General features: G+C 67.6%; 20 protein-coding genes. 13 read left to right on the forward strand and 7 right to left on the reverse strand.

What is annotated here, in order from left to right; genetic code table 11:
- Positions 1 to 56: 56 nt before the first annotated feature.
- Complete coding sequence (locus tag CMO28_RS29425) at positions 57 to 1,034, reverse strand: LysR family transcriptional regulator (protein WP_296721053.1); 978 nt, start codon at positions 1,032 to 1,034, stop codon at positions 57 to 59.
- Positions 1,035 to 1,258: 224 nt separating this feature from the next.
- Between CMO28_RS29425 and chvE the strand changes: the two genes are divergently transcribed.
- The 13 genes from chvE (at position 1,259) to yjfF (ending at position 17,126) form a co-directional block, all read left to right on the forward strand.
- The gene (gene chvE / locus CMO28_RS29430; RefSeq protein WP_296721058.1) at positions 1,259 to 2,329 is read left to right on the forward strand and encodes a multiple monosaccharide ABC transporter substrate-binding protein; all 1,071 of its coding nucleotides are present in this window, start codon (positions 1,259 to 1,261) and stop codon (positions 2,327 to 2,329) included.
- A 62-nt stretch (positions 2,330 to 2,391) separates the two neighbouring features.
- Positions 2,392 to 3,954, forward strand: coding sequence for a multiple monosaccharide ABC transporter ATP-binding protein (gene mmsA / locus CMO28_RS29435; RefSeq protein WP_296721063.1), 1,563 nt, complete (start codon positions 2,392 to 2,394; stop codon positions 3,952 to 3,954).
- Positions 3,926 to 5,131 (forward strand): multiple monosaccharide ABC transporter permease, encoded by a 1,206-nt coding sequence (mmsB, locus tag CMO28_RS29440; RefSeq protein ID WP_296721066.1) that lies wholly within the window; start codon positions 3,926 to 3,928, stop codon positions 5,129 to 5,131. Before mmsA ends, mmsB begins: the two co-directional genes overlap by 29 nt.
- A gap of 4 nt (positions 5,132 to 5,135) precedes the next feature.
- Positions 5,136 to 6,137, forward strand: coding sequence for an AraD1 family protein (gene araD1 / locus CMO28_RS29445; RefSeq protein WP_296721069.1), 1,002 nt, complete (start codon positions 5,136 to 5,138; stop codon positions 6,135 to 6,137).
- A gap of 18 nt (positions 6,138 to 6,155) precedes the next feature.
- Positions 6,156 to 7,898, forward strand: coding sequence for an L-arabinonate dehydratase (gene araD, locus CMO28_RS29450; RefSeq protein WP_296721071.1), 1,743 nt, complete (start codon positions 6,156 to 6,158; stop codon positions 7,896 to 7,898).
- Positions 7,885 to 8,832, forward strand: coding sequence for a Gfo/Idh/MocA family protein (locus CMO28_RS29455; RefSeq protein ID WP_296721075.1), 948 nt, complete (start codon positions 7,885 to 7,887; stop codon positions 8,830 to 8,832). Before araD ends, CMO28_RS29455 begins: the two co-directional genes overlap by 14 nt.
- Before the next feature lie 31 nt (positions 8,833 to 8,863).
- Complete coding sequence (locus CMO28_RS29460) at positions 8,864 to 10,408, forward strand: aldehyde dehydrogenase (NADP(+)) (protein ID WP_296721078.1); 1,545 nt, start codon at positions 8,864 to 8,866, stop codon at positions 10,406 to 10,408.
- 13 nt (positions 10,409 to 10,421) lie between these two features.
- On the forward strand, positions 10,422 to 11,300 hold the full coding sequence (locus CMO28_RS29465; RefSeq protein ID WP_296721080.1) for an SMP-30/gluconolactonase/LRE family protein: 879 nt from the start codon (positions 10,422 to 10,424) through the stop codon (positions 11,298 to 11,300).
- Positions 11,297 to 12,301: an aldose epimerase family protein gene (locus tag CMO28_RS29470; RefSeq protein ID WP_296721083.1), complete on the forward strand. Its 1,005-nt coding sequence runs from the start codon at positions 11,297 to 11,299 to the stop codon at positions 12,299 to 12,301. Before CMO28_RS29465 ends, CMO28_RS29470 begins: the two co-directional genes overlap by 4 nt.
- A 128-nt stretch (positions 12,302 to 12,429) precedes the next feature.
- Positions 12,430 to 13,389, forward strand: a complete 960-nt coding sequence (gene ytfQ, locus CMO28_RS29475; RefSeq protein ID WP_296721086.1) for a galactofuranose ABC transporter, galactofuranose-binding protein YtfQ — start codon at positions 12,430 to 12,432, stop codon at positions 13,387 to 13,389.
- An 81-nt stretch (positions 13,390 to 13,470) separates the two neighbouring features.
- Positions 13,471 to 14,979: a sugar ABC transporter ATP-binding protein gene (locus tag CMO28_RS29480; protein WP_296721090.1), complete on the forward strand. Its 1,509-nt coding sequence runs from the start codon at positions 13,471 to 13,473 to the stop codon at positions 14,977 to 14,979.
- 57 nt (positions 14,980 to 15,036) lie between these two features.
- Positions 15,037 to 16,050, forward strand: a complete 1,014-nt coding sequence (locus CMO28_RS29485) for an ABC transporter permease (RefSeq protein WP_296721094.1) — start codon at positions 15,037 to 15,039, stop codon at positions 16,048 to 16,050.
- A complete protein-coding gene (yjfF, locus tag CMO28_RS29490) occupies positions 16,050 to 17,126 on the forward strand; it encodes a galactofuranose ABC transporter, permease protein YjfF (protein ID WP_296721099.1) in 1,077 nt (358 codons plus the stop codon). The genes CMO28_RS29485 and yjfF overlap by 1 nt, the downstream gene beginning before the upstream one ends.
- A gap of 84 nt (positions 17,127 to 17,210) precedes the next feature.
- On the opposite strand, the gene CMO28_RS29495 is transcribed toward yjfF, so the two are convergent.
- The 6 genes from CMO28_RS29495 to CMO28_RS29520 all read right to left on the reverse strand — a co-directional run bounded on the left by CMO28_RS29495 (position 17,211) and on the right by CMO28_RS29520 (position 23,466).
- Positions 17,211 to 18,326, reverse strand: a complete 1,116-nt coding sequence (locus CMO28_RS29495; RefSeq protein ID WP_296721102.1) for a ferritin-like domain-containing protein — start codon at positions 18,324 to 18,326, stop codon at positions 17,211 to 17,213.
- Between the two features lie 214 nt (positions 18,327 to 18,540).
- Entirely contained in the window at positions 18,541 to 19,293 is a 753-nt protein-coding gene (locus CMO28_RS29500) for a Phenylacetic acid catabolic protein (RefSeq protein ID WP_062767534.1), read from the reverse strand.
- Between the two features lie 248 nt (positions 19,294 to 19,541).
- On the reverse strand, positions 19,542 to 19,997 hold the full coding sequence (locus CMO28_RS29505; protein WP_296721105.1) for a hypothetical protein: 456 nt from the start codon (positions 19,995 to 19,997) through the stop codon (positions 19,542 to 19,544).
- Positions 19,994 to 21,259, reverse strand: coding sequence for a radical SAM protein (locus CMO28_RS29510; RefSeq protein ID WP_296721108.1), 1,266 nt, complete (start codon positions 21,257 to 21,259; stop codon positions 19,994 to 19,996). Before CMO28_RS29510 ends, CMO28_RS29505 begins: the two co-directional genes overlap by 4 nt.
- Before the next feature lie 219 nt (positions 21,260 to 21,478).
- Positions 21,479 to 22,660 (reverse strand): aromatic ring-hydroxylating oxygenase subunit alpha, encoded by a 1,182-nt coding sequence (locus CMO28_RS29515; protein WP_296721111.1) that lies wholly within the window; start codon positions 22,658 to 22,660, stop codon positions 21,479 to 21,481.
- Positions 22,661 to 22,980: 320 nt separating this feature from the next.
- Positions 22,981 to 23,466, reverse strand: a complete 486-nt coding sequence (locus CMO28_RS29520; protein WP_296721114.1) for a PaaI family thioesterase — start codon at positions 23,464 to 23,466, stop codon at positions 22,981 to 22,983.
- Positions 23,467 to 23,542 lie beyond the last annotated feature (76 nt).

Below are 23,542 nucleotides of genomic sequence, written 5' to 3' on the forward strand. Positions count from 1 at the left end.
CGAGATTAAATTAATCTGATTCAGTAACCGGGTCAAGCCGCGCCGCACCGGATCTGTCAGACCAGCGGAACCAGGCTGTCGATGCGTTCGTGGATCATGCCGAGCAGGGTCTGCGCCGCGGGCGTCGGGCTGACATCGCGCGACCGGATCAGGGCATAGGGCGTCACCCGCATATCCTCGGCCACCGGCAGGGTCTCGATGCCCATGCCCATGCCTTCGTGATCGGCATAGAACCGCGCCACGGTGCGCGCCAGCGTGCCGATGCCGTTGGAACTGGCGATCAGGGCCAGCGTCAGCAGGATCGACGACGTCCCCAGCACCCGGTCCGGCAGGGTACATCCGCGGCTGAGCACATAGGCTTCGACCGTGGTCCGCATCAGCCCGCCCTGGGGCTGCAGGATCCAGTCATAGGCGACGCAGTCTTCCAGCGTCGGGGCGGGTTTGCGGGTCAGCGGATGGCCCTTGCGGACCACCAGGCTCAACGGTTCCTCGCCGATGGTGCGGATCACGAAGCTGCGCGGATCCCGGTCGGCCGGCAGGCGGCCGATGTAGAAATCCACCGCCCCCGCCAGAAGCTCGCCGGCCAGCTTGTCCGACAGGTCGACCGACACGTTGACGCGGATGTCGGGATGGGTCACGCGCAGCTGGCGGATCACCGGCAGGATGATCTCCAGCGCCGGCCCGGTCACCGCGCCGATATTGACGGTGCCCCGGGTGCCGCGGCCCATATCCTCGATCTCGCGATCGGTCTGGTCCAGATCCCGCAGCAGGCGCCGGGCGCGGTCGGCCAGGGTCACCCCCATCACGGTCAGGCGGATGCCCCGCGGATGGCGTTCATACAACGGCACGCCGACGATGGTCTCCGCCTCGGCCAGCAGGCGCGAGGCGGTGGGCTGGGTCATGTTCAGCCGCGCCGCGGCCGCGCTGACCTGCGGGGTGTCCAGCAGCTCTGCCAGCACCCGCAGATGACGGAATTTGATACCGCGGCCGATCAGCCGGTCGCGCCGCCCCACCTCGTTCGGGCCGTTCTCCATGAAGGCCACCTCTCGTCCTGCCGATGCGTGTGATATGCCGTAAATGATATATCCAATACAATTATGCCGATTTGACCGGTATATCCAATCCTCTTACCAATAGACCCAGCGGCAATGACCGGGCGGACCGTCCGCCGATGAGTTGCGCCACAAAAGCAAGGGCCGTCCCGGCGGACTCCGCAGAAGCGGGGCTGAACCAGGGGGCGCCGCGAAGGGAGGAAAAGATGAGGGCATTGAAGACGGTCGCGCTTGCGGCCGGCCTGTCCGTGATCGCCCTGGGGGGCGCGGACCTGGCATCGGCCGGTGAGGGATATGTGGGCATCTCCATGCCCACCAAATCCTCCGCCCGCTGGATCTCCGACGGCAGCTCGATGGTCGAGCAGTTCAAGGCCGCCGGCTACGAGACCGATCTGCAATATGCCGAAGACGACATTCCCAACCAGCTGGCGCAGATCGAAAACATGGTGACCAAGGGCGTGAACGTCCTGGTCATCGCCGCGATCGACGGCACCACTTTGTCGAACGTGCTCGCCAATGCCGATGCCGCCGGCATCAAGGTGATCGCCTATGACCGGCTGATCCGCGACAGCGAGCATGTGAACTATTACGCCACCTTCGACAATTTCAAGGTGGGCGTGCAGCAGGCCACCACCCTGGTCGAGGGGCTGAAACAGCGCTTCCCCGATCAGAAGCCCTGGAACGTGGAACTCTTCGGCGGCTCGCCCGACGACAACAATGCCTATTTCTTCTACAACGGCGCGATGTCGGTGCTCGATCCGCTGATCAAGGACGGCTCGGTGGTGATCCCCTCGGGCCAGACAGGCATGGACAAGGTGGGCACGCTGCGCTGGGACGGCGCGGTCGCCCAGGCGCGCATGGACAACCTGCTCTCGGCCAATTACACCGGCAAGAAGGTCCATGGGGTGCTCTCCCCCTATGACGGCCTGTCGATCGGCATCATCTCGTCGCTCAAAGGGGTGGGCTACGGCTCGGGCGACATGGCCATGCCCATCGTCACCGGCCAGGATGCCGAAGTCCCTTCGGTCAAGGCCATCCTGCGCGGCGACCAGTATTCGACCATCTTCAAGGACACCCGCGAACTCGCCCGGGTGACGGTCGGCATGGTCGACGCCGTGATGGGCGGCGGCGAGCCCGAGATCAACGACACCACCACCTATGACAACGGCAAGAAGGTCGTTCCCTCCTACCTGCTGGAGCCGGTTCCGGTCACCGCGGCCAACTGGCGGCCGGTGCTGATCGACAGCGGCTATTACAAGGCGTCCGAGATCGAGTAACCGGCGGGATCCCTCGCCCGGGGCAAAGGACGGCTTCGGGCGAGACCCCTTGGGAGGAACGGATGGACGCCATCCTTGAGATGCGCGGGATCACCAAGGAATTTCCTGGGGTGAAGGCGCTGGACCGCGTCAATCTCGCCGTGCGGCGCGGGGAAATCCGGGCGCTGGTGGGCGAGAACGGGGCGGGAAAATCCACCCTGATGAAGGTGTTGAGCGGGGTCTACCCGGCCGGGTCGTATGAGGGCGAGATCCTGTATGAAGGCCAGCCCATGGCCTTCCGGGGGATCGCCGACAGCGAGGCCCGGGGCATCATCATCATCCATCAGGAACTGGCCCTGGTGCCCGAACTGTCGATCGCCGAGAACATCTTCCTCGGCAACGAGATCGCCCGATACGGGGTCATCGACTGGCCGGAGACCCGCCGCCGCACCGCATCGCTGCTCGCCAAGGTGGGGCTGCGGGAGAACCCGGACACCCGGGTCGAGGATCTGGGCCTCGGCAAGCAGCAGCTGGTGGAGATCGCCAAGGCGCTGTCGAAAAAGGTCCGGCTGCTGATCCTGGACGAGCCGACATCCTCGCTCAACGAACGCGACAGCGGGGCCCTGCTCGACCTGCTGGTGGAGCTGAAAACGCGCGAGGGCCTGACCGCCATCCTGATCTCTCACAAGCTGAACGAGGTCTCGCGGGTGGCCGACAGCCTGACGGTGCTGCGCGACGGCACCACCGTCGCCAGCCGCGACATGTCCGATACCTCTTACGGCGAGGGCGAAATCATCCGCGACATGGTGGGACGGTCGATGTCCGACCGCTATCCGCCACGCAGACCCCGCATCGGCGACACGGTGATGGAGGTTGCCGACTGGCGGGTTCACCACCCCACCCATCAGGGCCGGCTGGTGGTCAGGGGCGTGAATTTCCACCTGCGGCGGGGCGAGGTTCTGGGCATCGCCGGGCTGATGGGCGCCGGGCGCACGGAACTGGCGATGAGCCTGTTCGGCCGCAGCTATGGCCAGGGCATTTCCGGCACGGTCAGGATCCACGGCCGTCCCGCCGATCTTTCGACCATCCCCCGCGCCATCAGGGCGGGGCTCGCCTATGTCACCGAGGATCGCAAGGGGCTGGGGCTGGTGCTGGCCGACAGCATCCGCCGCAACGTGCCGCTGGCGAACCTGGATGCGGTGGCCAATGCCGGGGTGGTGGACGACGCCCGCGAAGCCGGTGTGGCCGAAGACTACCGGGCGCGGGTCAACATCAAATGCGCCTCGATCGAGCAGGAGACCGTGAACCTGTCGGGCGGCAACCAGCAGAAGGTGGTGCTGTCCAAATGGCTCTTCGCCGACCCCGACATCCTCATCCTCGACGAGCCGACCCGCGGCATCGATGTGGGCGCGAAGTTCGAAATCTATTCGATCATCGCCGCCCTCGCGGCCCAGGGGAAATCGATCATCGTGATTTCCTCGGAAATGCCCGAGCTGCTGGGCATCACCGACCGTCTCTACGTCATGAACGAGGGGCGGTTCGTGGGCGAGCTGCCGACGGCCGAGGCCACCCAGGAAAAAATCATGGCGATGATCGTCACTTCCGGAGAGCAGACCCATGGACCTGGCGAAACCATCCGAGCGTGAGACCGCCCCCGCGTCCGGGCTCACCATGGGCGCCTATCTGCGCAAGCACATGCGGGAATACGGCATCCTGCTGGCGCTGATCGTCATCATGGTGTTCTTCCAGGTCGCCACCGACGGCATCCTGCTGAAGCCGGTCAACCTGACCAATCTGATCCTGCAGAACAGCTATATCGTCATCATGGCGGTCGGCATGCTGCTGGTGATCGTCTCGGGCCATATCGACCTGTCGGTCGGGTCGGTGCTGGGCTTCGTGGGCGCGCTGGCCGCAGTGATGATCGTTCAGTGGGAGGTGCCCTATGTCCTGGCCGGGCTGATCTGCCTGGCCGTGGGCGCGCTGATCGGCATGGCCCAGGGCTTCTGGGTCGCCTTCTTCAAGATCCCGTCCTTCATCGTGACGCTGGCCGGCATGCTGGTCTTCAAGGGGCTGACGCTCTGGCTGCTGGCCGGCCAGTCGGTCGGGCCCTTTCCCGCCAATTTCCAGCTGATCGCCTCGGGCTTCGTGCCCGACATCTTCGGCAGCGGACGCTTCAACACCCTGTCGCTGGTGGCAGGCATCGTCGTGGCGGCCGGCATCCTGGTGATGGCGGTGCGCAGCCGCCGCAAACAGGCCGCGACCGGGCTTGTGGAAGAGCCCTTCGCCTTCTTCGCCGGCAAATACGCCCTGATCACCATCGCGCTTGTCTATATGAGCTATCTGATGGCGACCTTCCGGGGCCTGCCGAACGTGTTCATCGTGATGGCGCTGCTGATCGCGATCTATTCCTTCATCACCAACCGCACGGTCATCGGGCGGCGGATCTATGCCATCGGCGGCAACGAAAAGGCCGCCAAGCTGTCGGGCATTCCGGCCGAGAAGCTGGTGTTCCTGACCTTCGCCAATATGGGCATGCTGGCCGCCCTTGCCGGGCTGGTCTTCGCCGCCCGCCTGAACACCGCGACACCCAAGGCCGGCGTGTCGTTCGAGCTGGACGTGATCGCCGCGGTCTTCATCGGCGGCGCGTCCATGGCCGGCGGTGTCGGCACCGTGGTCGGTGCCGTGGTCGGCGCCTTCATCATGGGCGTGATGAACAACGGCATGTCCATTCTCGGCATCGGCATCGACTGGCAGCAGGTCATCAAGGGCCTGGTGCTGCTGGCCGCGGTGGTGTTCGACGTCTACAACAAGAAGAAAGGCTGAGGCCATGTTGCTTTCCCAGATCGTGCGGACAGACGGCACACGGGCGGTGGTGGTGCGCGACGGCACCGAGGCCCACGAGGTCACCGGCTTCGACACCACCTATGCCCTGGCCATGCATTGCCTGGACCGGGGGCGGACACTGGCCGAAGCGCTTGGCCAGATCACCCCCGGCCGGGCGGTGGATCTGGAGCAGGCCGGCCGCGAGGGGCGGATCCTGCCGCCGATCGATCATCCCGACCCGGCCCATCTTTACGTCACCGGCACCGGGCTCACCCATCTGGGTTCGGCCTCGACCCGCAACAGCATGCATGGCGGCGGCGATGACGAGGCCGGCATGACCGATTCCATGAAGATGTTCCGCATGGGGTTGAAGGGCGGCAAGCCGGCCGCGGGCCAGGTGGGTGTCCAGCCCGAATGGTTCTACAAGGGCAATGGCGAGAGCGTGGCCGCACCCGAGGCCGAGCTGCTGTCGCCCGCCTTCGCGCTGGATGGCGGCGAGGAGCCCGAGATCGCGGGGCTCTATGTGATCGGGCCCGACGGCACGCCCTGGCGGCTGGGCTTCGCGGTGGCCAATGAATTCTCCGACCATGTGACGGAACGGACCAATTACCTGTTCCTGGCCCATTCCAAGCTGCGCCGCTGCGCCTTCGGCCCCGAATTGCGGATCGGCCCGCCGCCCGCGAGCATCGAGGGCCGGTCCCGGGTGCTGCGCGGCGACGAGGTGCTGTTCGACGCCCCGTTCCTGTCGGGCGAAGAGAACATGTCCCACAGCTTCGCCAATCTGGAGCACCACCACTTCAAATACGACCTGTTCCGCCACCCGGGCGACGTGCATGTCCACATGTTCGGGACCGCCACGCTCTCCTTTGCGGCCGGGCTGCGCACGGAACCCGGCGACGTGTTCGAGATCGAGGTGCCCGGTTTCGGCCTGCCGCTGCGCAACCGGCTGGCCATCGCCCCGGATCCCGTCGCCGGTGGCGGCGCGCTTCGCGTGGCATCACTCTGACGGGAAGGGCCATCGCTCATGGCATTCACCAAGGCACCATGGCCACGCCGGCTCCGTTCCCAGGAGTGGTATGGCGGCACCAGCCGGGACAACATCTATCACCGCGGATGGATGCGCAATCAGGGCCTGCCCTACGATCTGTTCGACGGACGGCCGGTGATCGGCATCTGCAACACCTGGTCGGAGCTGACCCCGTGCAACGCCCATCTGCGTGATCTGGCCGAGCGGGTGAAGCGCGGCGTCTACGAGGCGGGCGGGCTGCCGGTGGAGTTTCCGGTCTTCTCCGCCGCCGAAAGCAGCCTGCGGCCCACGGCCATGCTCTACCGCAATCTGGCGGCCATGGATGTGGAAGAGGCACTGCGCGCCCAGCCGATCGACGGCGTGGTGCTGATGGCCGGCTGCGACAAGACCACCCCCGCCTTGGTGATGGGCGCCTGCAGCGTCGATCTGCCCGCGATCGTGGTCAGCGGCGGCCCGATGCTGAACGGCTGGTTCCGCGGTGAGCGGGTGGGGTCGGGCACGGCCCTCTGGCAGATGTCGGAAGACATCAAGGCCGGCAAGCTGACCCGGGAGGATTTCCTTGAAGCCGAACAGGCCATGTCGCGCAGCGCCGGATCCTGCAACACCATGGGCACGGCCAGTTCCATGGCCAGCATGGTCGAGGCCCTGGGCATGGCGCTGTCCGGCAATGCCGCCATCCCGGCGGTGGATGCCCGGCGCCGGGTCATGGCCCATCTGACCGGCCGGCGCATCGTCGAGATGGTCAAGGACGATCTGAAACCCTCGGACATCCTGACCCGGCCGGCCTTCGAGAATGCCATCCGCGTCAACGGCGCCATCGGCGGGTCCACCAATGCGGTGGTGCATCTTCTGGCCATCGCCGGCCGGGTAGGTGTCGATCTCACCCTCGACGACTGGGACCGGCTGGGACGTGACGTGCCGACCATCGTCAATCTGATGCCGTCGGGCAAATACCTGATGGAAGAATTCTTCTATGCCGGCGGCCTGCCTGTGGTGATCAGGCGGCTCTGCGAGGACGGCCTGTTGCAGGGGGATGTCCTGACCGTCTCGGGCGAGACGCTCTGGGACGAGGTCAAGGACGCCCGGAACTGGAACGAGGACGTGATCCGGCCGGTGGACAAGGCGCTGACCGCCCATGGCGGCATCGCGGTGCTGCGCGGCAATCTGGCGCCCTCAGGCGCGGTGATCAAACCCTCGGCAGCGAGCCCGCATCTGATGAAGCATCGCGGCCGGGCGGTGGTGTTCGAAACCATCGAGCACTACAAGGCCCGGATCAGCGACGAGAGCCTGGACATCGACGAGAGCTGCGTGATGGTGCTGAAGAATTGCGGCCCCCGCGGCTATCCGGGCATGGCCGAGGTGGGCAATATGGGGCTGCCGCCCAAGGTGCTGCGCAAGGGCATCACCGACATGGTGCGGATTTCAGACGCCCGCATGTCGGGCACGGCCTATGGCACGGTGGTGCTCCACACCTCGCCCGAAGCGGCGGTGGGCGGGCCGCTGGCGATCGTGCGCGACGGCGACATGATCGAGCTGGATGTCGAGGCCCGCACCCTGCATCTGGACGTGCCCGAGGACGAGATCGCCCGGCGCCTCGCCGCCTGGACCAGCCCCGTCTCGCCGCCTGAAGGCGGTTATGTGCGCCTGTTCCACGAGCATGTAATGGGGGCGGATACCGGCGTCGACTTCGATTTCCTGCGCGGCTGCCGCGGCAAGGAGGTGCCCCGTGACAGCCACTGACACCCTGGCCGCGACGCCGATCGCCCTGGTCGGGCTCGGCAAGATCGCCATCGATCAGCACCATCCCTCGATCCTGAAGTCCGGGGCCTTCCGGCTGGCCGCGACCGTCAGCCGCAATGCCGGGCTGGAGGGCATTCCCGCCCATAAGACCCTGGCCGCGCTGATCGCGGCCCAGCCCGAGGTCACCGCGGTGGCGCTGTGCACACCACCCCAGGTACGCCATGCCATGGCGTGCGAGGCGCTGGAGGCCGGGCTGGATGTGATGCTGGAAAAGCCGCCGGGTGCGACGATCGCCGAGGTCGAAGCCCTGATCGATCTGGCGGCGGCACGGGGACGGGTGCTGTTCGCGACCTGGCATTCCCGCTTCGCCGCGGGCGTGCCGGCGGCGAAGGCCTGGCTCGCCGGGCGGCAGATCCTCCGCGGGACGATCACCTGGCGCGAGGATGTGCGCCGCTGGCATCCGGGGCAGCGCTGGATCTGGCAGGCCGGCGGGCTCGGCGTCTTCGACCCGGGGATCAACGCGCTCTCGATCCTGACCGAGATCCTGCCCGCGCCGCTTCGTCTGACCAGTGCCGAGCTGGAATTTCCCGAAAACCAGGAAACCCCCATCGCCGCGCGCCTGTCCTACCTGACCGGTGCCGCCCCCATCGCCGCCGATTTCGACTTCCGCCAGGAAGGCCCGCAAAGCTGGGCCATGGAATTCGAAACCGATGACGGCGTGCTGTCGCTTGCCGATGGCGGCGCCACCGTGTCGGCCGGCGGGCAGAACCTGTCGCAGGGCGAGGCGCTCGGATCGGAATATGACGGGCTCTATGCCCGCTTCGCCCGGCTGATCGCAACCCGCACCAGCGAGGTGGACCTGTCGCCGCTGAAACATGTGGCCGATGCCTTCATGCTGGGCCGCCGCCTGACCACCGATCCCTTCATCGAGTGAGGGGCCCCTCCATGGCAAAGGATCGTCCGGCGTGACTTCGACCGCATCCACCGTTTCATCCCCCGGTTTTACGCCCCGGGGACAGCATCTCATCGACGGCGCCTGGCTGGCCGGTTCCGGGACGTTCCTGTCCGAGCCGACCGAGGGTGCCGCCCAGGTTTTCGCGACCGGAGGCAGGGCCGAGGTCGATCGTGCCGCCGCTGCGGCCGATCGCGCCTTCGACAGCTACGGCACCAGCACACGGGACGAGCGCGCCCGCTTCCTTGAGGCGATCGCCACGGCGATCGAGGCCCGCGGCCCCGCCATCACCGCGATCGGCAGCCGGGAAACCGGCCTGCCCGCAGCGCGGCTGGAGGGTGAGCGGGGCCGGACGGTCGGCCAGCTGCGCCTGTTTGCCGGGCATATCCGCGCGGGCGACTATCTGGACCGCCGCCAGGATGCCGCCCTGCCCGACCGCGCGCCGCTGCCGCGGCCCGAACTGCGCATGATCCAGCGCCCGATCGGCCCGGTCGCCGTGTTCGGCGCCTCCAACTTCCCCCTCGCCTTCTCCACCGCCGGCGGGGACACGGCCGCGGCGCTCGCCGCCGGCTGCCCGGTGATCGTGAAGGGCCACCCCGCCCATCCCGGCACGGGCGAGATCGTCGCCGAGGCGATCCTGGAGGCGATCACCGCCTGCGGCATCGACCCGGGCGTTTTCGCGCTGATCCAGGGCAATACCCATGATCTGGGCGCGGCGCTGGTGACCCATCCGACCGTGCGCGCCGTGGGCTTCACCGGCTCGCTCGGCGCCGGCCGGGCACTCTTCGATCTGTGTGCCGCGCGGCCGGAGCCGATCCCCTTCTTCGGCGAGCTGGGCTCGATCAACCCGGTCTTCCTGCTGCCCCATGCGCTCGCCGCACGGGGCACGGAACTCGCCCGCGGCTGGGCGGCCTCACTCACCATGGGCGCGGGGCAGTTCTGCACCAATCCGGGCGTGGTCGTGGCGATCGACGGGCCGGATGCCGACGGCTTCGTCGCCTTGGCCACCGAAGCGCTGACCGCCACCGGGCCGCAGACCACCCTGACCGCCGGTATCGGCGCCGCCTATGCGCGTGGACGCGCGCGGATCGCCGGCATCGCGGGGGTGACGACCCATGTGCTGGGCGAGAACGCCGCACGCCAGGCGGCCCCCGGCTTCTTCGAGGTCGACGCCGCCACCTGGTTCGCGCATCCGGAACTGGCGGACGAGGTCTTCGGCCCCGCCGGGCTGCTGGTACGGGTGGCGGATGCCGACGAAATGCTCAGGCTGGCCCGTGGCCTGGCCGGACAGCTGACCTGCACCCTGCAGATGGATGCGGAGGATGCCGGGCTCGCGGCCGCGCTGCTGCCGGTGCTGGAGCGCAAGGCCGGCCGGATCCTGGCCAACGGCTTCCCCACCGGGGTGGAGGTGGCCGATGCCATGGTCCATGGCGGGCCCTACCCGGCCAGCACCAATTTCGGCGCCCCCTCGGTCGGCACGCTGGCGATCCGGCGCTTCCTGCGGCCGGTGTGCTACCAGAACCTGCCGGTGGATCTTCTGCCTCCCGATGCCCGATGACAGGATCACGGCCATGACCGCCCCCATCCATGCCCCGCGCATCTACGACACGCGGATCTGCCGGCTCGGCGAGGGGCCGCTCTGGCATCCGCGCCGCGGCCAGCTGTTCTGGTTCGACATTCTGGCCGGCCGCCTGCTGTCGCGCAGCCCGGCCGGCGAGGACCTGTCCTGGCTGTTCCCCGAGATGGTCTCCGCAGCCGGATGGGTGGATGACGACCGCCTGCTCGTCGCCTCGGAACGGGCGCTTTTCGTCTTCGACCTCGGGACCGGCGACCGGACGGATCTGGCGGCGCTGGAGGCGGAGAACCCGCTCACCCGTTCCAATGACGGCCGGGCCGATCCCTGGGGCGGGTTCTGGATCGGCACCATGGCCAAAACCGGGGCGCCGGGGCACGGCGCCATCTATCGCTGGTACAGGGGCCGGCTGGAGCGGCTGCGCGGCGGCATGGGCATTCCCAATGCCATCTGCTTCGCGCCCGACCGCTCGGCCGCATATTACGCCGATACCAGCGAGGCCGTGATCTGGCGCCAGCCGCTGGATGCCGCGGGCTGGCCGGCGGGCGCGCCCCGGGTCTTTCTGGATCTGGGGCCAGAGGGCATCCACCCTGACGGCGCGGTGGTGGATGCCGAAGGCTGCCTGTGGAATGCCCGCTGGGGAACGGGCCAGGTGGTGCGGTATTCCCCGGACGGCCAGGTGATCGACAGCATCGCCCTGCCGGTCGCCCAGACCACCTGCCCGGCCTTCGGCGGGCCCGACTTCCGCAGCCTTTACGTCACCAGCGCCGCCGATGGCGACCCCTCCCCCGATGCCGGGCTGACCTGGCTGGCGGCGGAGACGGCCGTGGCCGGCCTGCCCGAACCCCGGGTCACCCTGGCGGAGGATGTCAGTTGAGCGGTTTCGGAGCACTGCCCACCGGCGAGATCGTGGAGCGGGTCGAAATCGCGGCCCACGGGCTGACGGCCCGCTTCCTGACGCTCGGCGCCATCCTTCAGGATCTGCGGCTCGACGGCGTGCCCCATCCGCTGGTGCTGGGCTTCGATCGTCTCGAGGGCTATCTGGCCCATCCCGACCTCTATTTCGGCGCGATGGTCGGACGCTATGCCAACCGCATCGGCGGCGCCCGGGCGCCGGTCGGCGGGCAGATCGTGCAACTGGATACCAATTTCCGGGGCCGGCACCTGCTGCATGGCGGGGCGGACGGATCCTCGCGCCGGAACTGGCGCATCCGGGCGGTGGCGGCCGACCGGGTCAGCCTGACCGACCGCCTGCCCGACGGCCATATGGGCTTTCCGGGCAATCTGGAGGTGGAGGTCGGCTTCAGCATCGCCCCCGGCCCGGTGCTCCGGATCGATGTCCGGGCCACCGGCGATGCCGAAACCCTCTGCAACTTCGCCCATCATTCCTACGTCAACCTGTCGGGCCGCCCGACCATCGCCGGCCATCGCCTCAGGGTCGCGGCGGACAGCTATCTGCCGGTCGATGACGACCTGATCCCGACCGGCGAACGCCGCCCCGTGACCGGGACCCCCTTCGATCTGCGCCGGGGTGTGACGCTGATGCAGGGTGGGCCGGCCGGCGGTTTCGACCACAATTTCTGCCTCTCCGACGCCCGGGGCCCGATCCGGCCCGTGGCCTGGCTGACGGCACCGGATGGCGGGCTCACCCTGACCGTGGAGACGACCGAGCCGGGGTTGCAGGTCTATGACGGGGCGATGATCGCCGCCGGCATGCCCGGCCTCGACGGCCGTCCCCTCGCCCCCCATGCCGGCCTGGCGCTGGAACCCCAGCTCTGGCCGGATGCCCCCAATCACCCGGGCTTTCCCCCGGCCCTGCTGCGGCCGGGAGAGGTCTATGAACAGCATACGGCCCTGGCCTTCACCGATATGCGGTGAACGGGCAGGGTTGAACCGGCGGGGGTGCGCGGGCGGCCCCCCTCTGCCGGTTGCGCATCGGCATCGCTCGCTCATCACGGCATGACCGCCCCCGATCAGACGGGGCGGCATCTAGGGAGATCACGGAGATGACATTGAAAACCCGGCTGCTGGCAGGCGTTCTGTTCACCGCCCTCGCCACACCCGCCGTCGCGGCGGACATGACCGTCGGCTTTTCGCAGATCGGTTCGGAATCCGGCTGGCGCGCCGCCGAGACCTCGGTCTCCAAGGTCGAGGCCGAAAAGCGGGGCATCACGCTGAAGATCGCCGATGCCCAGCAGAAGCAGGAAAACCAGATCAAGGCGATCCGGTCGTTCATCGCCCAAGGCGTGGACGCGATCTTCCTGGCCCCGGTCGTGGCCACCGGCTGGGATGCCGTCCTTGAAGAGGCCAAGGATGCCGAAATCCCGGTCGTGCTTCTGGACCGGAGCATAGAGACCAAAGATCCCTCGCTCTATCTGACCGCCGTCACCTCCGACAGCGTGCACGAGGGCGAGGTGGCCGGGAAATGGCTGGTCGACACCGTCGCCGGCAAGAGCTGCAATGTCGTGGAGCTTCAGGGCACGGTCGGCGCCTCGGTCGCCACCAACCGCAAGGAAGGCTTCGCAAAGGGCATCGCCGGGGCCGACAATGTGAAGATCATCCGCAGCCAGACCGGCGAGTTCACCCGCGCCAAGGGCAAGGAGGTGATGGAGAGCTTCATCAAGGCCGAAGGCGGCGGCAAGACGATCTGCGCGCTCTATGCCCATAACGACGACATGGCGCTGGGCGCGATCCAGGCGATGAAGGAAGCCGGGCTGAAGCCGGGCACCGACATCCTGGTCGTCTCCATCGACGCGGTGCCCGACATCTTCAAGGCGATCGCCGAAGGCGAGGCCAATGCCACGGTGGAGCTGACCCCGAACATGGCCGGCCCGGCCTTCGACGCGCTGGCCGCCTACAAGGACGGCAAGGCGCCGCCGAAGTGGATCCAGACCGAATCGAAGCTCTATACCAAGGCCGACGACCCGATGGGCCAGTACGACGCGCGCAAGTCGCTCGGCTACTGACCGCCTGCCCGCCGGCCCCGGGAAACCGGTTCCCGGGGCCGGCGGGCAATGCTGTCCCTGATCCCTGGGAGGGGGAGATCCATGAACGAGGCGCCGGAACTGCTGTGCGTGCGCGGCCTGTCCAAGACCTTTCCGGGCGGGTTCCAGGCCCTGAAATCGGTGGATCTGACCCTGCGCGCGGGCGAGATCCACGCCCTGCTGGGGGAAAACGGCGCCGGCAAGTCGACCCTGATCAAGACGGTCACCGGCATCACGCCCCGCGATGGCGGCGAGGTGCGGCTGTCGGGTGCTGAGATCCGCCCCCGATCGGGCGACGAGGCCCTGGCCGCGGGGATCGCCACGGTCTATCAGGAGGTGGCGCTGCTGCCCAATCTGACCGTTGCGCAGAACCTGTTCCTCGGCCGCCAGCCCACCCGTTTCGGCCTTGTCCGCGACCGCGAGATGCGCCGCCGGTCCCGCGATCTTCTGCAGGGCTTCGGCCTGAGGATCGATGTCGGCGCGCCCTTGGGCGACTATCCGGTGGCGGTACAGCACATCGTCGCCATCGCCCGCGCCGTCGACATGTCGGCGAAGGTGCTGATCCTGGACGAACCCACCGCCAGCCTGGACGGCCGCGAGGTGGAGGTGCTGTTCCGGGTGATGCGCCAGCTGCGCGACCAGGGCATGGGCATCCTGTTCGTCACCCACTTCCTGGATCAGGTGCAGGAGATCTGCGACCGGCTGACGGTGCTGCGCAATGGCTGCCTGGTCGGCGAACGGCCGGTCGCCGGGCTGCCGCGCATGGAGCTGGTCGGCATGATGCTGGGACGCGAACTTCAGGGCGTGGAAGAGGAACGCGCGCGTGCCACCCAGGACCAGGAGGACACCCCGCCGCTGCTCCGCGCCGAAGGGCTGGGCCGCAAGGGGGCCGTGGCGCCCTTCGATCTGACGCTTCGGCGCGGTGAGGTTCTGGGGCTTTCGGGCCTGCTGGGGTCGGGGCGGACGGAAACCGCGCGCCTGATCTTCGGCGCGGACCGGGCCGATGGCGGCACGCTGCATCTGGACGGCCGCCCGGCGCGGATCCTGGGGCCGCGCGATGCCCTGAAACAGGGGCTGGGCTTCTGCCCCGAGGAACGCAAGACCGAGGGCATCGTCGCCGAATTGTCGGTGCGCGAGAACATCATCCTTGCCCTGCAGGCCCGGATGGGGTGGACGCGGCCCCTGTCGCGCAAACGCCAGAAAGAGATCGCCGACCATTTCATCAAGGCGCTCGACATCCGTCCGGCCGATCCGGACAAGCCCATCGGCCTGTTGTCGGGCGGCAACCAGCAGAAGGCGATCCTGGCCCGCTGGCTGGCCACCGAACCCCGGATCCTGATCCTGGACGAGCCGACCCGCGGCATCGATGTCGGCGCCCATGCCGAAATCATCCGCCTGATCCGCAGCCTGTGCGACAGCGGGCTGGCCATGCTGGTCATCTCGTCCGAGGTGGAGGAGATCGTGTCCTATTCCGACCGGGTGACCGTGCTGCGCGACGGCAGCCATGTCGCCCATCTGACCGGCGAGGCGGTCAACGAACAGCGGGTGCTGGCCGCCATCGCCGCAGACTGACGGCCAATGCAGAACAAGAACACGGTATCCGGCACAAGGACGGGGGGAGCCAAGACAGTGTCCATCGCCTATCCCAGGAAAGGCAGCGCCCAGATCGGCGCCCTGATCCTGATCCTGCTGATCAACTGGATGGTGTCGCCCCAGTTCTTCGACCTGCGCCTTCAGGACGGGCGCCTGTTCGGCAGCCTGGTCGACGTCTTCAATCGCGGCGCGCCGGTGGTGCTGCTGGCGACGGGCATGGTTCTGGTCATCGCCACCCGCGGCATCGACCTGTCGGTCGGTGCGGTCATGGCCATCTCGGGCGCGGTGGCCGCCAGCCTGGCCGACAGCCATTCGCTGGCCGTCTGCCTGGCCGCGGCGCTCAGCACCGGGCTGCTCTGCGGGCTGTGGAACGGGCTGCTGGTGGCCGTGCTCCGCATCCAGCCGATCATCGCCACCCTGATCCTGATGGTCGCCGGCCGCGGCATCGCCCAGCTGATCACCGAGGGGCGGATCGTCACCTTCTCCTCGCCCGATCTCGCCTGGATCGGCAGCGGTGCACTGCTGGGCCTTCCGGCCCCGGTGGTGCTGGCGGCGGCGACCCTGCTGGTCGCCGTGCTGCTCGCCCGCGGCACAGCGCTCGGCCTGATGATCGAGGCGACCGGCGCCAATGCCCGGGCCAGCCGCCTGGCCGGCATCGACACCCGGCTGATGATCCTGGCGGTCTATATGTGGTGCGGCTTCTGCGCCGCCCTCGCCGGCGTGATCGCCGCCGCCGACATCCGCGGCGCGGACGCCAACAATGCCGGTCTCTGGCTGGAGCTGGACGCGATCCTGGCGGTGGTGATCGGGGGCACCTCGCTGTTCGGCGGGCGGTTCAGCCTGGTGCTGGCCGCCGTCGGCGGGCTGATCATCCAGGCCATGAACACCGGCATCCTGCTCAGCGGCTATCAGCCGGAGCTGAACCTGGTGATCAAGGCGACGGTGGTGCTGGCGGTCCTGCTGCTCCAGACCCCGCGCCTCGCCGCGGCCCGGGATCGCCTGCTTCGGGGACGCCATCCCCGGAACCGCCTGCTTCGGGAGACGCGTTGATGCGCCGCCACCTGCCCGTCATCGTCACCACCGCCGTCTTCCTGCTGGGCTTCCTGTTCTGCGCCCTGCAATACCCCAACATCGCCTCCACCCGGGTGGGGATGAACCTCATCACCGACAATGCCTTCCTCGGCATTCTGGCCGTGGGCATGACCTTCGTGATCATCTCGGGCGGCATCGACCTGTCGGTCGGATCGGTGGTGGCCTTCACCACGGTCTTCCTGGCGCTCGGCATCGGCAGCTGGGGCCTGCCGCCGCTTCTCGCCTTCTGCCTGGTGCTGGCCATCTGCGCCCTGTTCGGCGCGGCCATGGGCGCCATCATCCATCATTTCGACGTGCCGCCCTTCATCGTCACCCTGGCGGGCATGTTCCTGGCCCGGGGCGTGGCCTTCCTGCTGTCCACCGACAGCCTGCCGATCGACGATGCGCTCTATCAGCAGGTGGCGGCCTTCTCCCTCCGCCTGCCCGGGGGCGGCCGGTTGCGGATCATCGGCATGATCATGCTGGCGACCTTCGTCCTGGGCGGGATCCTGCTCCACTACACCCGTTTCGGCACCAATGTCTTCGCGCTGGGCGGCGGCCGCGACACCACCGCCCTCATGGGCATCCGCACCGGCCGGACGACCATCGCCATCTACACGCTGTCCAGCCTGCTGGCGGGGCTGGCCGGCATCGTCTTCTCGTTCTACACCGCGTCCGGCTATTCCCTGACCGGTGTGGGGGTGGAGCTGGACACCATCGCCGCGGTGGTGATCGGCGGTACCCTGCTCTCGGGCGGCGCCGGCAGCATGTTCGGCACCTTCATCGGCATCCTGATCCAGGGGCTGATCCAGACCTACATCACCTTCGACGGCAGCCTGTCCAGCTGGTGGATCAAGATCGTGACCGGCATCCTGCTGTTCCTGTTCATCGCCCTGCAGCAGCTGCTGACCCATCTGGCCACGCGCGCGGCCAGCGGCGCGCACGGCACGCAGGATCAGCCCCCGGCGGCAGGCCGGACGCCGGCCATCGGAGCACAGGGCATGGGAGCACAGGGCATGGGAACCGGGGGGCTCAGAACGCAGGAAAGGGGCTGATCCCGCCGGATCAGCCCCTCCCCTTCATCCGCCCGTCTCTGAAATCGGGCCTTGAAATCGGGCCCTGAGATCGGCTCCGGCCGGTCAGGCCGCCGTTTCGTGGCGGCTGCGGCGCGCGGCGTTCACGCCGGCAAGGAATTCCAGGCCCTCGGCGGCGATGGCATCGCCCACCGTGCCCTCGCCCTCCCCCGCCAGCGCGCCCAGATCGACCCACTGGGCATAGAGCGGCCGGGTCCGGTCGGTGATGATGCCCGCATGCAGCAGGGTCTTGACCAGCACCCGGAAGACATTGGTGCTCTCGGACATCTCGGCGCGGCGCACGTCGGAGGTGTAGCTCTCTTTCATGGCATCCCGCACCCATTCCCAATCGAGCCCCAGCGGCGCATAAAGCGCCTGCTTCTGGCTGGGATGGAGCATGTTGAACATCAGGATCTGGAAGCACTGCGCCGCCCAGTCCTCGACGCCGTTGCGCGCCTTCTCGTCCATCATCGGCAGGGCGTCGCGGCCCCAGAGCTTGCCGGCGCGATGATGAAAGGCCTCGTCGGTCATCACCAGCTGGGTCAACCGGCGCAGCACCGGGTCCTGGCTCTTGGAATGCAGGCTGGCGAAAATGCCCATGGCGAGGCCTTCGACCAGAAGCTGCATGCCGACGATCTTGCGCGGCACGTCGGTCAGGTCGACCAGTTCCTTCAGCAGCCCGCCCAGCACGTCGGAGGCCGGCATCGGCGCCCCCCAGCGGGTGTGGATATAGCGGCTGAACGCGGTCACGTGGCGGGCTTCCTCGCGCGCCTGGTTGGCGGCATATTCCACCACCCCCGGATCGGCGAGCATATGGCAGAGGCTGGCCGACAGCGACAGCGCCCCCTGCTCGCCATGCAGCACGCTCGACAGCCACCAGCGCGCGCTTTCATTGGCGAACCAGACCCGCTGTTGGGCGGTCAGCCGGTCGGCGACGGCGCTGTTCAGCTCGGGCACGATCGAGGCCGGCATGACCGTCTCGGTGGCCATGTCGAACGGCTCGTCGAAGCGGATATAGGCGGTGTCGAGCGGGTCCCAGAAATGGCGATGGGTCTCGGCGATGATCTCGTCGAACAGATCGGTGCGCTCGGCATAGCGCGGCACCCGGATCTGATCGAGGAAGCCGGCCGGTCCGACCGCTCGGAAGGCACCGCTCCGGCTGACGCTGGTGGTCTCGGGCATGGATGTCTCGTCCCCTGACTGATACGGACCTGGGCCGATATGGGCCTGGGCTGATACGGGCCTGGCTGCTCCGGCCGGATGGCATCGGACGCGGATCACGCCTCTTGTTCTTGTCTTAAGGATAGAGTGATTGACGTATACGTCAATCATGGGGCGCGCGGCATGAACCGGCCATCGGCCGGCAGCCGCGCGCCCCGACGGAAACCGGTGACGATCAGAGGAACTTCCGGTTCGCCTCGGCCGCCGGCACCTTCAGCCCAAGCACCTCGACCCGCGGGGTGATCTGGGCGATGAAGCGCTGGCGAGCTTCTTCATTGGTGTACTGGCGCAGGCCCCACTTCACATAAAGCGGCGAGCGCTTGCTCTCGGAGCTGCCGAACAGGTCGAGCGTGATCGGCCAGGCCTTTTCCAGCATCGCCTGGGCATCCTTCAGCCCCTCTTCCGTCTGGCAGTATTCCCAGACGATCCGGTAGCCCTGGGCGACGTGGTTGTGCTCGTCGATGATGACGCTGGTGCACATGTCGGCGAGCGGCTTGTACGAGCTCTTCGACATCTCGTGGATCTGCGCCAGCACCGCCGCCTCGCCGATGAACGAGAACATGCCGCGGCCCAGCCAGTTCTCGATCCGGCGCACGCCCTCGGTGCGGTAGAATTCGCGCTGATCCAGATGCTGCTGCAGCATATAGGCGGTATCGACGCCGATCTCGTCCAGCACCGCCTTGCCGCGGATATAGTGATCCATCTCCTCGGCGGCGCGCTCGCAGCACACCTTGCGCTCGAAGGCGGTCGGCGCCATCGGATAGAAGATCTGGATGTAGTCGTCGGCACCGGTCAGCTCGCCCTCGGTATGGGCGCGCAGCTGATGGATCACCAGCTCCTGGTACTCGTCCGGCATCTCGCGGAAGGCCTTGGCATCCGGCACGAGCAGCCGCTCCCCGGCGGCAGCATGAGCGGTCTGTTCGGTCATCTTGAGCGTTCCTTTTGTATTGGTCCCTCGCCGGGCGGGCGCTGCCGCGCCCTTGGCCGCCGCCTCAGTGGCGGCTTGAACCGACCTCGGGGGTCGGTTCCGGAGGGAAGTGGTGGTGGTGGTCATTCCGTGGTCCCTCTGCCCAGGCGGGCGCTTCGTGCCCTTGGCCGCCGCCTCAGTGGCGGCTTGAACCGACCTCGGGGGTCGGTTCCGGAGGGAGAGTGGGATGGGCCTTGTTCTGTCACTGGTTAAAGATGGTTGAAGAGGGTGACGACGCCCGCAGCGCGGACGCGGGGGCCGCCGCGGGCGTCGGAGATGGTGGCGGCAAGCAGGACCGTGCCGGTGCCGGCCTGGCCCTCGATTTCGGCACGGGCGATCACCCCCCGGGGCAGGACCGGGCCCAGCCAGCGCTGATCCAGCGAGACCAGGCGCGAGGGGGCATCGCCCAGAACGGCGGCGGCGGCGGCCCGCATGGCGCGTTCCATCAGCGCCTGCAGGATGCCGCCATTGATCAGCGCGCGTTCGGCGCCGCCCTTGTGAAAGGGCTGAAGGCGGGTGATGGTCGCGATCGCCGCATCGGGGCCGTCGGCCTCGACCCGGATCGCGTTGTGCAGCGCCACCGGCTCGGCCGAAAGCCGGGCCGCAGCCAGGGCGATCCCGGCTGCGGCGTCGGTTTCCGGTGCATCGGCCGGCAGCACGGTCACGCCACCACCTCCGGCGCCCGGACCCGGACCTCGCCCGCCTCTGCCGCCTCGCGGCCGGCAACGGCGGCCAGAAGCGGGTTCGGCAGGGTTTCGCCATGGGCCAGATCGACCGAGACCTGCGCGGCATGGCCGTCGCCGATCGGGTCCATCACCGCCTGGCGGCGGCCGGCATCCTTCGTCCAGTGGAACGGGCCCCAGATGAACTGCTTCCAGTAGCTCTCGGCCATCTCGACCCAGGTCTCGAGCATCACCTTGTCGGTGAGGAAGCGGTCCATGCTGACCACCATCCACGAGATCACCGCCTGGCTGTCGCGGCAGCCGTTGCAATGGCCCGAGGTGCAGCAGAACTTCACCGTCTTCAGGTCCGCCGCCCAGGTGTTGAAGAAGGGCAGCACCGGGTTGCCGTTGACCAGCCGGTCGGCATGGCCGGCATGATCCTGCGACAGCGACGGGCAGACGTCATAGCCGAAGCGGCCGAAATGGCTGCGGCCGGTGATCATGGTGCGGATGTAATAGGGCGTGCTGACCACGGTGTCGGGATATTTCGCCCGCACCCGAAGCGCCTCTTCCAGCAGCTCTTCCTGCCGGGCAAGCGCCGTCGGATCCTCGGCGTCATAGGCGCTGTAGAAGTTGAAGTTGACCCGATTGCCGTTGTCGCGGATCCGGACCACCGTCTCTTCGATATGCTCGATGCCGGTCTCGGTCAGCGCATAGATGAAGCCGGCGCGCGGGTCGTCGCGATAATTGCCGAGCGCGGTCTCGAACAGGCCGCTGAAGGTGCGGCCGCTGGGCTTGATGCCGCGCAGCTGGTCGTCCATCGGCCCGCCGCCGAACAGGGTGAGGCCGATCGCGACATTCTCGAACCCCTCCATCGGCAGCCGGCGCAGCCCGTTGGACGAGATCGTCACATAGGGCATGTGCTTGACATACAGCCGCAGCCGATCGGGAAAGAGCGTCGGCTCGCCGCCGATCACCAGGGCGGCATTCACCCGCCGTTCCTTGGTCTCCTTGATCAGAAAGGCTTCCAGCGCCTCGGCATCCTTGGCCTCCCGCGTGGCGGTGTCGTGGCCGTATTCGAAGAACCAGCAGCCCTTGCAACGGATGTTGCAGGCGTTGGTGAGGTGATATTCGCTGACGCGGATCTTGCGGGAGAAGCGCAGCACCGCCTGCAGGCGGTCGCGAAGCTCGTCCTCGCCGTCGAGCAACGCCTCCAGGCGTTGCATGCGTTCGCGCGTTACATTGCGATTTTCGTCGGTCTTCATCCGAGGCAGCCCCTTCGTCGTCGTCGTTTCGCGGTGTCGTTTCGCGGATCGGCGGGGGTCGCAGATTGAGAGCCGGGCGGGCACGCACCTCCCCCGGCCGGGCGCGTGGAACCCACGCGCCCGCAGGAGATCAGGTGGTCGTGTCGCTGTCGTGTCGCCGCGCCGGCTCAGGACCCGGCAATCACGGGGTCCGGGATCATGGGATCACGGGCCCCGGGATCACTCGGCCGCTTCGGCATAGCGGACCCAGTCGGCCTGACCGTTCAGCATCGCCTCCACCTCCTGGTGGAACCAGGCGAGGGCCTGTTCGTAACGGCCGAAGACGAAATGATCGTTGGCACCGGAATTGAGCGCCGCCTGAATGGCCTCGGAGCGGTCGCTGTCCTCTTCGGTCACCTCGAAGACGACATGCATGCTCTTCGACCAGATGTCCTGGGCGGTGGCGCTCTCCAGATATTTCGGCGGCACCAGCGTGTAGGCCGGCAGCTTGCAATTGTCGATGCCGTCGGGCCAGACCTGGAAGATGGCGCAATGATCGGGCAGCACCGCCAGCATCAGATTGGGGAAGATGGTGTAGAGCACGGTGGAATGGTCGCGCAGGTTCCAGGTCTCGCGATCCTGATCGCGGATCTCGGGGATCGAGCGCTTGGGCAGCACCACCCGGGCATGCGGCGACAGCCGGTCGAAGGCGGCGGTGTTGTCCAGGAAGACCGGCCAGATGGTCTTCGTGTGGGTGCGGCGGGTGTGATAGTTCTCGAGGAACGTATCCAGCGCCAGCTTCCAGTTGGTCTTCTTCTCCAGCTGGGCGGGCCGCCAGACGACGTAATCGGCGGTGCCGATATGCTCCAGCTCATGCGCCATCGGCCCAAGCCAGGCATCGACATCCACCTTGGGCGCGGTCGGGTCCACCTGGACGAAGACGAAGCCGTAGCGCTCGGCGCAATGCAGCCGGCGCAGGCCCATCTCCTCGCGCTTCATGTTCGGGAAGCCTTCCGCCGCGGGCACGCCGACCAGCTTACCGTCGGTGCCGTAGGTCCAGGCATGATAGGGGCAGACGAAGCTGCGCTTGTGGCTGCCGCATTCCTCCCAGACCAGCTTGGTCCCGCGGTGGCGGCAGGCGTTCACGAAGGCGTTGACCGAACCGTCCTGGGTGCGGACCAGCAGGATCGGCACCCCGGTCACATCCATGGTCTTGTAGTCGCCGGGCTTCGGCAGCTCGCTGCCATGGGCGACGATGATCGGGTTGCGGCGGAAGATGATCTCGACCTCGCGCTTGTAGCGCTCGGGATCGGTATAGCGGCTGACCGGGTTGTGATACTCGGCCGGGTCCATTTCCGTGGTGCGGCGGTCGATCATGTCGAACACACGGTCGATCAGATGCACCTGGGTGGCGTGATCCATGGCGTCCTCATCGAATTATTGATTTTTAGAGCATCGGGTCGTGTCTGCGGACGGGCACGCATCCGGTGTGGACGGCTGGCTGCCCTGGGGACTCAAACTCGGTTCAAAATATACCTGTGGTTGTGGTCTATCGCAATGCACGAAATAGATGAATCATAATCTACCAATGATTCGAAATCTTCGACTCCGGTGCGATCCGGATGATGGACGTGTGCAGACGCCGGAAAGATTTCGGGGGACAGCCCCGGCCGTGCACATGGCAGGCGGGTCCGTCCCCCGGATGCGGGCATGGATGCAGGTATGCAGAGGCCGGAGCCCCGTCACTTGCGCGGGTGCAACACCGCGCAGGTCGTCGTCGCATGGGCGTAAAGCGTGCCGTCGGGACCGATCAACCGGCCTTCGGCCGTTCCCAGCATGCGGCCGGTATGAATGGCGCGGCCGATGGCGCGCACCGGGCTGACCGTCACCGGCAGGGCCCGCACCATGTTGACCTTCAGCTCCACGGTGGTGGAGCCGACCCCCGCCGGCATCAGGCTGTGGACGGCGCAGGCGACCGCCGCATCAAGCAGGGTCGCCATATAGCCGCCATGGGCGACGCCCATGCCGTTCAGCACATGCGGCCCGGGTTCGGCGACGATTTCCGCCTCGCCGGCTTCGATCCGCGCCAGGCGGAAGCCCAGCGTCTCGGCGATCGGCGACAGCGGACGGCCGCCATCGATATAGGCCTGCAGCTGCGCCAACCCGTCGAGGCCGGCGATGTCACAGGCTTCGGCGTCTCCGGTCGCGCTTGTATGAATTCCACTCATCGGGCCGTCTCCTGGTAGGATGTTTGGCCTGATAGCCGGGAGAGGGTCGCCGCGTTGCGCTCGAAGGATGATCTTC

The sequence above is a fragment of the Tistrella sp. genome, from assembly GCF_002684955.1.
Lineage (GTDB): Bacteria > Pseudomonadota > Alphaproteobacteria > Tistrellales > Tistrellaceae > Tistrella > Tistrella mobilis.